The organism is Aeromonas sp. QDB11 (genome assembly GCF_027705265.1).
Lineage (GTDB): Bacteria > Pseudomonadota > Gammaproteobacteria > Enterobacterales > Aeromonadaceae > Aeromonas > Aeromonas allosaccharophila.
Window position 1 is genome coordinate 11,865 of the sequence record NZ_JAPDBM010000032.1, and the last position, 14,341, is coordinate 26,205.

Sequence of the window (14,341 nt, forward strand, 5' to 3'; positions counted from 1 at the left end):
CTTACCGTTCTCTTACCCGCTATAGGGGATTAATGTTTAATACCGGCTATAGCGTGTAAGTTATATTTACCTCCTATAACAGGTAAACATTGATATACCTGTCACAGCGTGTAAATTGGAAGAAGGCACGCTACCAGGTTGTCGAATCATGAAAGTAACCAGCGCCAAGCAGCTGAGCGCCTGTATCAAGGATGCCAGGCTTTCTCAAAAGCTCTCTCAAGGCAAAGTGGCCGAGAAAGTGGGGATTAGGCAAGACACAGTCTCCAGCTTCGAACTCAATCCTGAGTCCACCAAGCTGGAAACCCTGTTCAAGATCCTCGCATCACTCGAATTGTCACTGGACATCAAACCCCGCAATGAGTCATCCGAGAGTCCGGCATCGGGCTGGAAGGAGGAGTGGTAATGGCCAATCTGGCTGTCTACATGAACGGCTATCGGGTAGGCACATTCACCAAAACTACCAGCGGCGCCCATCAGTTTCAGTACCATGAGTCATGGCTGGCACAACCGGGCAGCCGTCCCATCTCACTTTCCATGCCATTGCGCCATCAGGCCTACCGGGGCGATGAAGCCTATAACTTCTTCGACAACCTGCTGCCAGATAATACGGAGGTGAGGAACAGGGTTGTAGCACGCTATCAAGCGGCATCAACTCAGCCCTTCGATCTGCTCAGTTGCATTGGCCAGGATAGCGTAGGGGCATTACAGCTGGTTACCGAAGGGCACGACGTTCCAGATGTCAGGCGAATCGACTACAAAGCACTTTCCGATGGCGAGCTCGAGCAGATTCTGACCAGCTACAAATCAGGAATCCCTTTGGGGATGGTCAGGGAGCAAGAGGAGTTCCGGATCTCTATCGCCGGAGCGCAAGAAAAGACAGCGCTGCTCTTTCTCGATGGCCGTTGGTACTTGCCACTCAACGCAACGCCGACAACCCACATTATCAAACTCCCTATTGGCAAGATTGAAAGCCACTCCTACTCGATAGACCTCTCCCAGAGCGTAGAAAACGAATATCTCTGCACTCTGATTGCCAAGGAGTTTGGTATACCCGTACCTCACTGCTTCATGATGCAGGTTGGCCAGGTCAAAGCACTGGCTGTGGAACGCTTCGACAGACGTTACGCTGCCGATCGCAGTTGGATCATGCGCCTTCCCCAAGAAGATTTCTGTCAGGTATTGAATGTTCCGTCAGCACGGAAATACGAGAGTCATGGAGGACCAGGGATCACTGACATCATGAAAACCTTGCTGGGCTCTGCGACACCAGAACAGGATCGCTACCTGTTCATGAAATCTCAGGTCCTGTTCTGGCTGCTGGCGGCCACCGATGGCCATGCAAAGAACTTCTCGGTCTTTATTGAACCGGAAGGGCGTTTTCGCCTGACCCCTTTTTACGACATCCTATCTGTCTATCCAGTGTTTGGCGGCCGAGGCCTCAACCGAAGGGACGCCAAGCTCGCTATGGGCCTAGCAAGCAGCAAGGGAAAGAAATACGCCATTGAGCAGATATTCCCGCGTCATTTCTTCCAAACGGCGAAAGCTGTGGGATTTGAGCGTTCTGCTATGGAAGAGATCCTGACAGAACTGGCCAACTCCGTTGATGATGTTATTGAGCGTGTTACCCAGCAATTGCCAGCGGGCTTCCCCGATGCCATCAGCAGCACCATTCTAGAGGGCCTAAAAGCCCGCTCAGCCAGGCTGATAAAGGGCTGGGATTAAATTGACGGTATGTGGGATGATTGCACGGTTAGCCAAACCACCTATGGGAAGTTTGCACGGTTCGAAGAGTAAAAGCGGCTTTCCAGGCACCGGACGGTGCTATGGTCGGTTCAAAATATGTTCAAAACTCACCTAAAAAGCGGTTTTGAATGCGTGTTGTAGCATCGCGTTGATTCATATGGGAAGGCTGCACGATCGAGAATGGACTATGTGGGAACGCTGCACGATGTGAGCGGCCTCTCAATATGCTGTTTTAGTTACTTTTACCCCAACTGGCCCCCCGAAAAGCCACTAACATATTGAAAATAATAGATTATTTACATTCTGCATCGGCAAGTAAGCCGGGTCGGCAGACCACAAAAAGCCCGGGTTCATTCCGCAATGCTGATCAGTTAAGGATCCATTGACCGATCCTTCTGCTGTAGGACAATCCGGAACCAATCACTGGTTCCGGATTTTTTATGTCTATTGCAAACGATCTGAACGATGTTGTTGAGGTATCTGGCGACATGCTGGCTCGGCTGGCCATTTTTGCCGACCATATTCCCGACGAATGGATTACTGCCGCTGCAGCCTTGTCTGAAAAGGCCACTATTCGCCGCCGCCGCTTACCTTCTGATATGGTCTTGTGGCTCGTCGTGGGCATGGCCTTTTTCCGCAATGAGCCCATCTCCGAGGTCGCTCGGCGCCTCAACATCTGTGCAGAAGGGTTGGCCAATGATGCCTTGCTCGCGGACAGTGCCCTGTCTCAAGCCCGTCAGCGACTAGGCAAACAGCCGCTCGAGTGGTTGTTCAAGCAGTGCGCCGATGTGTGGGGGCGGGAACGTTATCCTGAAGACCATTGGCACGGTTTACAGGTCTTTGCCATCGATGGGGCCCTGCTCCGAACCCAGGATATGCCTGAGCTCAGAGCACATTTCGGCTCGGGTAAACCGGCAGACACCCTACCCGATGCTGCGGTTGGTCACGCTGATGAATGTCCGCTCGCATGTCATTGCCAACGCGGCCATCAGCCCGTACCGCAAAGGGGAGATCCCCCTGGCCAGCGAGTTCATTCACTCATTGCCGGACAAGTCAGTGACCCTGCTGGATAAAGGCTTCTTCGGTGCCGACCTGTTGCTGCGTATTCAGGCCGAAGACACCGACCGTCACTGGCTCATCCCGGAACGCAAGGGGCTGGTATACACGGAACTTGAGCGCTATGGCGACGGTGACCGTCTGTTGCAAATGACGGTCTCGCCTCAGGCTCGCAAGAAAAACCCGGCGTTGCCGACGCACTGGCAAGTTCGCGCAGTGACCTATGAGGTGGCCGGCAAGGAGAAAACGGTCTTTACCTCCCTGCCCGTGGCGCGATTCAGCGCAGCTCAGGTGGCGACCCTGTACCACGAGCGCTGGGAAATCGAGCTGGGATACCGGGATATCAAAAGCGCGATGCAGCACAACGCCATCACGCTGAGAAGCAAGAAAGTGGACTTGGTTTATCAGGAGCTGTGGGGATTGCTATTTGGATACAATCTGGTCAGGCGGGAGGCGAGCCAGGCCGCCGTAGCTCATCAGCGAGCGCCCAATGAGGTGAGCTTCAAGTTTGCCTGTCAGTTCATAGCGAACCAGATGGCAGTGATGGCGGGCGCGTTATCGCCAGCCCATACCCCTCGGAGGTTGGCGGAGTTACTGGGCTGCATAGGCGTCATGTTCATAGAAAAACGCCCCAGGCCATCGAGACCCAGGGCGGTGAAGATATCAAAGACCCGTTTTCCGGTAGATCGCAATGCGGCTCCGCTTAAGTGAACAGCATTGCGGGTTCATTCCGGGCTTTTTTGTGCGTTTTTTATCCGAAAACCTAGAGACGGCGCAGACACCACATGAAGTAAGCGCCCCCTAACAGGGTGGAGACCAGCCCGACCGGTACCTCCTGCGGGAAGAGGATTTGCTGACCGATCCAGTCCGCCGATACCATCAACAGGGCACCGAAGGCGGCAGCCCCGAGTAGATGCCATCGGGCCCGTACCAGCCCCATCAGCTTGGCCATGTGCGGGGCCAGCAGACCAACGAACGAGAGCGGCCCCACCACCAGGGTGGCGCTGGCGGTGAGCACGGCCACCAGCAGCAGGATGGCGAGCTGGGCACGGTTGAGGCGAATGCCTAGCGCGGTCGCCACCGCAGTTCCCATCGGTAGCAGATCGAGCCAGCGGCTCACCAGCAGGCAGCCAGCCAGCATCAACAGCGCCAGCCCCACCAGCCCATAGGCCACCGGCAGGGTGACATAATAGGTGGAACCGGACATCCAGGAGAGCAGTTGCTGCACCCGCATGTCGCCGTTGGCCAGCGCGATAGCCTGCAGCGGCTCAAACAGGGCCGTGATGGCGATACCTGAGAGCAGGATCCGCTCCGGCTGGAAGCCGTGCTTGCGATTAACCACCACCAGCAGCAACAGGCAGCCGAAGGCACCGAGCAGGCCACCGGCCAGCATCAACGGCAGGGGCAATGCAGGCAGCAACAGCGCCGTGGCTATTACCCCCATAAAGGTGCCGCCGCTCACCCCCAGCAGCTCCGGGCTCGCCATCGGGTTGTTGCTGACCCGCTGCAACAGGGTGCCTGCCAGCGCCAGCAACACGCCAGCCGCTCCCGCCGCCAACGCGCGCGGCAGCCGCCACTCCAGCTGGGCCTGCCAGCGGAGCCAGCTCGGCCAGCTCCAGCCCGTCATTCCCTGACCAAACAGCAGGGAGGCGACCATTGCCAGCAGCAGCCCGACCAGCAACAGGCCGATAAGGCGAGCCGGTGCCGGATGGCGGGCCACCAGCAGGCCGGCGTTTGCCTTCGGTGTACCAGACTTGATACCAAGACGCGGGATCAGCCAGAGCAGCAGCGGCGCACCCAGCAGGGCGGTCATGGCGCCGGTGGGGATCAGCACCGGCCAGAAGCGGCTCAGGCTCTGCAGCAGCAGATCGGTGGCGGCCAGCAGCAGGGCGCCGAGGATCGGTGCCCACAACAGCCGCTGGCCGAGCTGGCGGATCCCGAGCAACCGCACCATGGCGGGCGCCGCCAGCCCGATAAAGCCGATCAGCCCCACCACACTCACCACACAAGCGGTGACAAACACCGCCAGCCCCAGTCCGGCAAAACGCAGATGCTGCAGAGAAACCCCCAGACTGCGGGCGCTGGCATCATCCAGCTCCAGCACTGCCAGCGGGCGTACCAGCACAACGGCCAGCGCAGCGGCTGCCAGCAGGCGGGGCAACAGGTAACTCACCCCGCTCCAGCTGTTCTGCACTAGCGAGCCACTGCCCCACACCAGCAAACCTTTCAACTCCTCCTGAAAGAACAGCAAGAGTCCCATGCTGATGGCCGCCAGATAGAGGTTGATCACCAGCCCGGCAAAGACGATGACCACCGGATTGAGCTGGCGACGCCAAGCCAGGGCGAACACCAGCGCCATCGCAAGGCTGCCACCGGCCATGGCGATCCACTCCCGCCCCAGCAGCAGCCAGGATGGGGCAAACAGGGTCACCATCATCAGCGCCAGCTGGGCGCCGGAGGCCACCCCCAAGGTGGTCGGTGACGCGAGCGGATTGCGCAGCACCTGCTGCATCAGGGTACCCGCCAGCCCGAGTGCAGCTCCGGCCAGCAGGGTGACCACCAAGCGGGGCAGCCAGCTGAAATGCACCACCGCCTGGCTGACGTCATCCAGATTGGGAGCGAACAGGCTCTGCCACCAGAGCGCACCGGGCAGCTGGCGAGCCAGCTCCCAACATGCGAGCGAGAGGGTCAACCCCAGCAGGATCGAGACAGGCCGCAGCAGCGGCGATGTGAGCAGTCGCTTCATCGGCCAGCCTCCATACGCTCGGCATCTTGCAGTAGCGCATTGCTGAGCAGACCGGCGAAACGGCGGGCGGCAAGTACGCCGCCAAAACTCCAGACCGCAGGCAGATGCAGCACGGGCGCCTGCCGTACCAGCGGCAGATGCTGCCACAGCCCAGGCTCCTGCAGCCGTTCGCTCACCCCGACCGGAATGGGATCGACCACCACCAGCCGCGCATTGGGCAAAGTCATAAACTGCTCGATGCTGACCACCGAGAACCCCCAGTCATTGGTCTGCTCCTGCCAGCCATTGCGCAGCCCAAGCCGCGTCATCACCGCATCGAACAGGCTGTGGCGACCAAACACCCGCACATGGCGCTCATCGATAAACTGCACCACCAGCAGGGGCGGCAGATCCGCAGGCAATCTGCCCTGCATCTTGGCGAGATCCCGATCCAGCCCAGCCAGCAGCCGTTCGCCCTCGGCGGTTTTGCCCACCATACGGGCGAGGGTCAGGGTCACCTCGTGCAGTCTCTGCCACAGATCGGTTTGCCCATCATAGAGGGCAATAGTGCTCACCGGCGCGATGCGGGAAAGGGTTGGCACCAGCGGGGCCGCCAGCGGCGAGATGAGGATGCGATCGGGTTTGAGCTCCGCCAGCAGCTCGCGGTTGGGCTGGGTGCGCAGGCCGATATCTACCACCTCGGCGGGTAACCGTGGCTCGCCGACCCATGCCTGATAGGGGCCAGCATCCCCCACAGCCAGCGGCGTCACCCCGAGCGCCAGCAGGGTTTCGGCTATGGTCCAGTCGACGGTGGCGATACGGGGTAGCGGCGCAGAGGCGATCGGGGATGTGTCGGCCTGCGCCACAAGTGGCAGCAGCAGGCTAATAAGGCAGGGAGCCATCTTCTTCAATAAACGGTTCAAGGATGCCCCCTGTCAGACGATGGCGATGGGATGGGCATGAGCCGGATGGCGAATGACCTCCATCGGGATGCCATAGATGGCATGCAGGGTCTCGCTGGTCATGATCCCCTCCGGTTCGCCGTGGATGAGCAGGCGGCCTGAGTGAAGCGCCACCAGCCGATCGCAGAAGCGGGAGGCCATATTGATGTCGTGAATGACGATGATGACTCCGAGGTTGAGCTGACGGCTGAGCTGCTTGACGAGCGTCAGCACCTCCACCTGATGGGCCACATCCAGCGCGGCCAGCGGCTCGTCCAGCAGGATAAAGCGGCTCTCCTGGGCCAGCAGCATCGCCAGCCAGACCCGGCCCCGCTCGCCGCCGGAGAGGGTATCCACCAGCCGTTCGGCAAAGCGTTCGGTATGAGTAAGAGCGATGGCCCGCTCGACCTGACGGTGATCCTCCGCCCCCATCCGGCCCAGCAGGCCACGCCAGGGGTAGCGGCCCATCTCCACCAGCTCCCGCCCGAGCAGATTCTCGGCGCTCGGCAGATGCTGGGGCAGATAGGCCACCTGACGGGCAAACTCCCGGTTGCCCCAGTCGGGCAGCGGCTTGCCATCAAACAGGATCTCGCCGTCGCTGAGGGGTTGCTGGCGTGCCAGCAGCTTGAGCAGGGTCGATTTGCCCGACCCATTGTGGCCGATGAGGCCATAGACCTGTCCCTGCTCGAAACGCAGGTCGGTGGGGTGCAGCAGCGTGCGGTCATTGACCGTGAAGCTGGCTGATTTCATCTCGAACATAAGCAATTCCTGTGCTGGCTTGCCGCCAGTCTCATCAGTGCCGGTATCAAGCCGGCACCTCGCAATCCAGATGGGCGATAGCATCGCGGCTCACTGCGGCACGGCGCGCGCCGGTCAGTTCGGTGAGTTTTCCCTGCCGCATCTCCAGCAGGCGATCGGCCAGCGGGAAGTAGTGATCGTCGTGACTGATGGCAATCACCGTCTTGCCCATCTCCTTGAGGCGCGGCAATAGCAGCTGATAGAAGATGCGGCGGAACTGGGGATCCTGATCCGCAGCCCACTCGTCGAACAGCATCACCTCGCGCTGCTCGGCCAGCGCCAGCAGCAGGGCGACCCGCTTGCGCTGCCCTTGGGAGAGATCGATATCGGCGATAAAACCATCCTCGATGGTGAGCTTGCTGCCCATCTGCAACCGCTCCAGCCACTCGGCCACCAGCTCATCCTTGGGTTCCGGCCCCAGCAGGTGCTGGAACAGGTGATAGTCGGTAAAGATGGCGGAGAAGAGCGCCAGATAGCCGTTGCGATCGGTGATCGGCTCCCCATCCAGCAGGATCCGGCCCGATACCGGCTGGTAAAGGCCGGTCAGCAGCATGGCCAGGGTCGACTTGCCGGAGCCATTGCCGCCGATGATGAAGATCTGCTCCCCCTTTTCGATGACCAGATCGATGGGGCCAACGGCAAAACCGCCCTCCCCCTGATAGTGAAAGCTCACCTGCTCCAACTCGATGCGCTGCCAAGGGCGGATGGCGGGCGGCAGCGGGAAGTCCGCATCCGGCTCAGCCAGATTGAGGACGGCGATCTTGTCGAACGCCACCTGAGCGGCAAGCAGGGTCGGCAGGGCGCCAATCCCCTGCAACAACGGGGTGCGCAGGAACAGCAGGGTCAGCGCGAAGGTGGCGGCCACATTGGTGTTGGCCCAGCCAAGGCCGTTGGCCAGAAAGAAGACCAGACCGATCGCCCCCAGCATCATGATATTCGACCAGTTCACCGCGCTCAGGTGATAGGTGTCGGCGCGAATGATCTGCTGGCGGTAGTCACGGGCATTTTGCTCATAGAGCTGGTGGTAAACGAAGTGAGCCCGCTCGCGGTTGAGCGCCAGCTCCTTGCTGCCAGCGATGATGGCCTGATAGTTCTGATAGAGCCGATCTTCGGCCTGACGCATTTGGGAGAGATGGCGATAAACACGGTTCACCAGCAACCAGCCCACCACCATGGTGACGGTGACCCAGAGCGCGGTCACCCCGAGCAGGGCCGGAGAGAGCCAGCCGAGGTAAAAGGCAGAGCCCAGCGTGAGCACCAGCCCCTGCACCAGCTCCGGCAGGCGCACGAAGGCGATGGTGATCTGGCCGATATCGCTGGAGAGGGAGGCCAGCAGCGGCCCCTGACCAATCTGGCGGATGCGGGCGACATCGCTATCCAGCAGTTGCTTGAGCAGACGGCCGCGCAACCGGTAGACAAAATGGTGACCGAGAGTGGTCAGGGCCAGCTGAGATCCGAGCGTGATCACCAGCAGCAACACAATCAGGCCGACCAGCTGACCGAGGATCGGCAGCGGATCACCTATAGATTCGATAAGAGACTGATTGATAAAAGCAATGACGCCAATCCCGCTGACGGCACTGAGCAGACTGAGCAGGGTGATGGCGATAAAAGGCCAACGATATTGGCGATAAACCAGAGACAAGAGTTCCATAACGGACCGGTATTCCAGAGAGATCAGAACAACTGCGGGTGAAAAGAAGGGCGGGAACCCGGTTCCCGCCCGACTTCGATTACCAGCGGTAGTTGATGCTGCCCACTACGCTGCGCGGCTCGCCGTAGTAGCAGTAGTAGTCACAACTGGCCACGTAGGTTTCACCCAGCAGGTTGTTTACGTTGAGCTGAGCGCGCCAGTTCTTGGCAAAGTCATACCCGATCATCGCATCCCACACGGTATGGGCTGGCACCTCGGCAGAGCCGTAGATGGGGGTATAGTCCGCATTCACGGCGCCAATACCCACGCTGGAACCGATATAACGTACACCGGTTCCCAGATCCAGACCCGAAGCCACCCCTTGCTGCACCTTGTAGTTACCCCAGAAGGAGGCCTGGTGGCGCGGGATCAGGCTGGCACGGCGATCGCCACTGCCGGTGTCGTTGGTTTTGGCATCGGTGTAGGTATAAGCAGCGGTCAGACGCAGTGCATCTGTCACCTGCACGCTCCCTTCCAGCTCAACCCCCTGAGAGGTCACTTCACCCGCCTGGGTCTGCTGGCCGGAACCGGTAGAGACCAGCGAGTTGGTCTGGGCCAAATCGAACAGCGCCAGATTGATGTAACCGTCGAGGAAGGCAGGCGCATACTTCACGCCGGTCTCGTAGAGCTTGCCCTTGAGCGGCTTGTAGGAGTTTCGGGTGTTAGGATCGATCCCCGGCAGCACCTCGAACGACTCGGCATAGGCAAAGTAGGGAGAGAGGCCGTTGTCAGCCAGATACATCAGGCTGCCCGAGAGGGAGAGCTCGTGATCGTACTGGCGCTCGTCCTTGCTGGTATTGGTGTTGTGGGTCTCCACATAGTCAAAACGGCCACCGGCAGTCAGCAACCAGCGATCGTCCCAGCGGATCTGGTGCTGGGCATAGAGGCCGCTCTGGCCCTTGCTGCTCTTCTGGTGAGTGGCGGTCGACTCGTCAAAACCGGGGAAGCCGCTGTAATCCGGGTTCATGGTATTGATGGTGCCCATGGCGTAGTTGTCGGCCTCGACCCCTTCATTGACATGACGCTGCAGATCAACCCCCAGCAACAAGGTCTGCTCGGTGCTGTCGGTGTTCCAGTAGCCCACCATCTGGTTGTCCATGGTGGCACTCTTGGTATTGCCATCACGGTAAACCAGGCCACGACTGGCAGTTGTGCCTTCATAGGTCGGGAAGATATAGGTCTGGCGCAGCAGCAGATCGTTGTAATTGAAGCGGACGTTCTGCTTGAACTCCCAGGTTTGGTTGAGCTGGTGGGCCAGCTCGTAACCGGTGGAGATCTGGGTATTGCGGTTGCGATCGTAATCCGGCTGGCTCAGGTTGGTGGAGGGATCAATCTGGCCACCTGACGTATTCAGGGTGCCATAGACCGGGAAGAAGCCGTTGGTCGGGACCCCTTCGTCGTGCAGGAAGCTGGCCAGCAGGGTCAGACTGGTACGATCCGAAAGATCGAAGGTGACGCTGGGCGCTAGATAAACCCGATCGTTGTAAGTACCGGTAAGCACACCATCACGCTCTTTATAAAGAGCAACCATGCGGTAGCGGCTGTTGTCGGAGATCGCGTCAGAGACATCCCCCCCGACCTGACGATGATCCCGGCTGCCAAGCTGCAGATCCACCTGCCCTTGCGGCGTGGCGGTCGGTCGCTTGCTGATGGCATTGATCACCCCGCCCGGAGGCGCCTCACCGTAAAGGATCGAGGCTGGCCCCTTCAGCACTTCCACACTCTCCAGACCGAACGGTTCCGGCGTCCAGACGTAGTAGCCGGTGCCAAACAAGCGGTTGCCATCCAGATAAGAGGCGGCATCGAAGCCACGCACCTTGAACCAGTCGGTGTTGTTGTCGGATCCATAGAGACCGGTCAATACGCCGGAACGGTAGCGAAGCGCTTCATCCAGCTGCAACACGGCGTGCTGATCCAGTTCCTCGCGATTAACCACGGAGACGGCGCGAGGGGTCTCGGCCATCGGCACTTCCACCTTCATGGCCGTACCGGTCACCACCATGGTTTCGCTGGCTTTGGGCAGCTCAGCGGTGGTTTGTTCGGCCATCAGCGGCAGAGAGACGAGCAAACCGGAGAGCGAAAGCACGCCGAAGGCGCCCTTCTTGCCGGGTCCTGTAGTGTATTTTTGCGCAATCATATTAAAGTCTCGTTTATCAATGAGTTATGTTGTTTTAATTGTTATTTGTGGTCGTTTGTCACGACATCACCCTGTTCCATGGGCGAATAAAGCAGCGCAATCCTACTACAGGAGCCGTGATCGAATCGATTCAATAATTGCTAATCATTTGCATCTACATTGTTATCTGACTGCATCGTTGGCAGGATTCCGCGGGAGATGGGAGCCATCAGGAGAGCTATGAGCGGAGAAGAAAATGGAGAGGAATTTAAAGAAGCAGAAAAAAGATCGGCAGGATGGATCCGGTGGCATTATCTGACTGGATCCATTATCCCCAAGCTTTATCCATATTTATCCACACCCTTTGGCGGTAGAATCCGGCTTTCCGTTTCTTTGTCTGAAATCAGGATCCATTCCATGGCCAAACTCAATCTCGTCGTCGGCTCCATGCTGGGCGCCGCCGAATATGTCGCAGACCACGTCGCCAACCTGCTGAAACAGGCTGGCCACCAGACCCGGATCCACAACCCGGCCAAGCTGGCAGAGGTGCTGGATGATGCGGGATCCATCCTGCTGGTGGTCACTTCCACCCATGGTGCCGGGGATGTGCCCGACAACCTGCAACCCTTCGCCAAGGATCTTGCCGAGCAGCATCCGGATCTTAATTCATTGAAATATGGCGTGATCGCCCTTGGTGACAGCAGTTATGACACCTTTTGCCAGGGTGGCAAGACGCTGGATCGCCTGCTGGCCGAGTGCGGTGCCAGCCGGATCGGCGAGCGGCTCGACATCGATGTGACCCAACACGAGATCCCCGAAGATGCCGCAGAAGTGTGGATCCGCGACTGGATGACGATGATCGCCTGATCAGCGTGCGGGAGATCCTGAAAAAAAGCTTGATCTCCCCACTTATCCCCAGATCGACTATCCACCATGTTATTAACAGATTGATCCGGGGGAGTTGTTCTACAAGGTTACCCACAACGCCCAGGGGTAATGTGCATAACTACGATGTAAAGCTCTGCAAAACCTATAGTTATCCATGTATTAGATCCAGACCAACAGACCTCTGTGTATAAAAGTCCTGGTTATCCCCTCGTTCACCGGGCCAGGATCCAAGCTTTTCCACAAGCTAGGATCGTCCTTAAATTAATGATCTTTATGATCAAAAAGTGCTTATCAACAGAAAGGGCGGATCCTAATAAGAGATCCAGTAAAAGATCGATCTAAAGATCCTTAAGATCTAATTAGTGGATCCTCCCTTCATACTGAACGTTAAGTAGACGTTCCCCTCAGGACGCGAAACAGATAGAATGTTCCGCCCTTTAGCCCAGGCAAATAAAGATCTTCAGGCGTGCAGATCAAGGTGATCCCAATGCAATACCATGAACAATTTGATGTGATCGTCGTCGGTGGCGGTCATGCCGGAACCGAAGCAGCAACAGCGGCAGCCCGCATGGGCATGAACACCCTGTTGCTGACCCACAATATCGATACGCTGGGACACATGTCCTGTAATCCGGCGATCGGCGGGATCGGCAAGGGACACCTGGTCAGGGAAGTTGACGCACTCGGCGGGATCATGGCGCGTGCCATCGATCTTGGCGGGATCCAGTTCCGCACCCTCAACTCCTCCAAGGGCCCGGCAGTGCGAGCCACTCGTGCCCAGGCGGATCGCCTGCTCTACAAGGCCGTCGTTCGCCAGATGCTGGAGAACTACCCGAACCTGAAGATCTTCCAGCAGGCTTGTGACGATCTGATCATGGACGGGGATCGTGTTGCCGGTGTGGTCACCCAGAGCGGGATCCGCATCAGCGGCAAAACTGTGGTGCTGACAGTCGGTACCTTCCTGAACGGGTTGATCCACATCGGGATGGAAAACTACAAGGGCGGCCGTGCCGGGGATCCTCCCTCGATCGCCCTGGCCCAACGCCTGCGTGAACTGCCGCTGCGCATCGATCGTCTCAAGACCGGCACGCCGCCGCGCATCGATGCCCGCAGCGTCGATTTCTCCGTCATGCAGGAACAGCACGGCGACGATCCGCGTCCGGTCTTCTCGTTTATCGGCGATGCCAGCCAGCATCCCCGTCAGGTGCCCTGCTACGTCACCCACACCAACGAGCGTACCCACGAAGTGATCCGCAATAACCTGGATCGCAGCCCCATGTACGCCGGGGTGATCGAGGGGATTGGCCCGCGCTACTGCCCGTCGATCGAAGACAAGATCACCCGTTTTGCCGACAAGACGGCGCACCAGATCTTCGTCGAGCCGGAAGGCCTGACCACCCACGAACTCTATCCGAACGGGATCTCTACCAGCCTGCCGTTTGACGTGCAGGTGCAGATCGTCCGTTCCGTGCGCGGCTTCGAGAACGCCCACATCACCCGCCCCGGCTATGCCATCGAATATGATTTCTTCGATCCGCGGGATCTCAAGGCCAACATGGAGAGCAAGTGCATTCCAAATCTGTTCTTTGCCGGCCAGATCAACGGCACGACCGGCTACGAAGAGGCTGCGGCACAAGGCCTGATGGCCGGCCTGAATGCGGCCCTGCGTGCCCAGGACAAGGATCCCTGGAATCCTCGTCGGGATCAGGCCTACATGGGCGTGATGATGGACGATCTCTCCACCCTGGGGACCCGCGAGCCTTACCGCATGTTCACCAGCCGCGCCGAATACCGCCTGCTGCTGCGTGAAGACAACGCCGATATCCGCCTGACTGCCATCGGTCGCGAACTGGGTCTGGTGGATGACGAGCGCTGGAGCAAATTCAACGCCAAGATGGAACAGGTCGAGCTGGAGCGTCAGCGCATGCGTTCAACCTGGATCCACCCGCAACACCCGTCACTGGAAGCGGTCAACGCCCTGGTCAACACCCCGCTGACCCGCGAACAGAGTCTGGAAGAGCTGCTGCGCCGCCCCGAGGTGACCTACGATGCGCTGATGGCCATCGAAGGTGTCGGCCCTTCCGTGACCGATCCTGCCGCGGCTGAACAGGTTGAGATCCAGATCAAGTACGCCGGTTACATCGAGCGTCAGCACGATGAAGTGGAAAAGCAGCTGCGCAACGAGAACACCCTGCTGCCGCTGGATCTGGACTATCGCGAGGTGAACGGCCTCTCCAACGAGGTGAAAGCCAAGCTGAACGATGCCAAGCCGCAGACCATTGGTCAGGCTTCCCGCATCTCCGGCATCACCCCGGCGGCTATCTCCATCCTGCTGGTTCACCTGAAAAAACACGGCCTGCTGCGTAAAACCGCCTGAGGAA

At 58.9% G+C, this 14,341-nt stretch carries 9 protein-coding genes and 1 pseudogene; 5 read left to right on the top strand and 5 right to left on the bottom strand.

The window, feature by feature from the left end:
- The first annotated feature begins 148 nt into the window (after window positions 1-148).
- The 3 genes and pseudogenes from OKC40_RS12215 to OKC40_RS12225 all read left to right on the top strand — a co-directional run bounded on the left by OKC40_RS12215 (window position 149) and on the right by OKC40_RS12225 (window position 3,510).
- A complete protein-coding gene (locus OKC40_RS12215; RefSeq protein ID WP_042013334.1) occupies window positions 149-403 on the top strand; it encodes a helix-turn-helix domain-containing protein in 255 nt (84 codons plus the stop codon).
- Complete coding sequence (locus OKC40_RS12220; protein WP_075112288.1) at window positions 403-1,722, top strand: type II toxin-antitoxin system HipA family toxin; 1,320 nt, start codon at window positions 403-405, stop codon at window positions 1,720-1,722. Before OKC40_RS12215 ends, OKC40_RS12220 begins: the two co-directional genes overlap by 1 nt.
- Window positions 1,723-2,183: 461 nt before the next feature.
- Window positions 2,184-3,510, top strand: a pseudogene (locus tag OKC40_RS12225) (IS4 family transposase).
- A gap of 52 nt (window positions 3,511-3,562) precedes the next feature.
- On the opposite strand, the gene fhuB reads toward OKC40_RS12225, so the two are convergent.
- The 5 genes from fhuB to OKC40_RS12250 all read right to left on the bottom strand — a co-directional run bounded on the left by fhuB (window position 3,563) and on the right by OKC40_RS12250 (window position 11,093).
- Window positions 3,563-5,545: a Fe(3+)-hydroxamate ABC transporter permease FhuB gene (fhuB, locus tag OKC40_RS12230; RefSeq protein WP_270795349.1), complete on the bottom strand. Its 1,983-nt coding sequence runs from the start codon at window positions 5,543-5,545 to the stop codon at window positions 3,563-3,565.
- The gene (locus tag OKC40_RS12235) at window positions 5,542-6,426 is read right to left on the bottom strand and encodes an ABC transporter substrate-binding protein (protein ID WP_270795376.1); all 885 of its coding nucleotides are present in this window, start codon (window positions 6,424-6,426) and stop codon (window positions 5,542-5,544) included. The genes fhuB and OKC40_RS12235 overlap by 4 nt, the downstream gene beginning before the upstream one ends.
- 33 nt (window positions 6,427-6,459) lie before the next feature.
- Window positions 6,460-7,224: an ATP-binding cassette domain-containing protein gene (locus tag OKC40_RS12240; RefSeq protein WP_270795350.1), complete on the bottom strand. Its 765-nt coding sequence runs from the start codon at window positions 7,222-7,224 to the stop codon at window positions 6,460-6,462.
- Window positions 7,225-7,270: 46 nt separating this feature from the next.
- Entirely contained in the window at window positions 7,271-8,917 is a 1,647-nt protein-coding gene (locus OKC40_RS12245) for a multidrug ABC transporter permease/ATP-binding protein (protein ID WP_270795351.1), read from the bottom strand.
- Between the two features lie 79 nt (window positions 8,918-8,996).
- Window positions 8,997-11,093 carry a TonB-dependent siderophore receptor gene (locus OKC40_RS12250; RefSeq protein WP_270795352.1) on the bottom strand — a complete coding sequence of 699 codons (2,097 nt, stop codon included), beginning with the start codon at window positions 11,091-11,093 and terminating at the stop codon, window positions 8,997-8,999.
- Between the two features lie 396 nt (window positions 11,094-11,489).
- Here OKC40_RS12250 and mioC point away from each other — a divergent pair, with 396 nt between their 5' ends.
- Window positions 11,490-11,939, top strand: coding sequence for an FMN-binding protein MioC (gene mioC, locus OKC40_RS12255; RefSeq protein ID WP_270795353.1), 450 nt, complete (start codon window positions 11,490-11,492; stop codon window positions 11,937-11,939).
- A gap of 508 nt (window positions 11,940-12,447) precedes the next feature.
- Window positions 12,448-14,337 (top strand): tRNA uridine-5-carboxymethylaminomethyl(34) synthesis enzyme MnmG, encoded by a 1,890-nt coding sequence (mnmG, locus tag OKC40_RS12260; protein ID WP_058056584.1) that lies wholly within the window; start codon window positions 12,448-12,450, stop codon window positions 14,335-14,337.
- Window positions 14,338-14,341 lie beyond the last annotated feature (4 nt).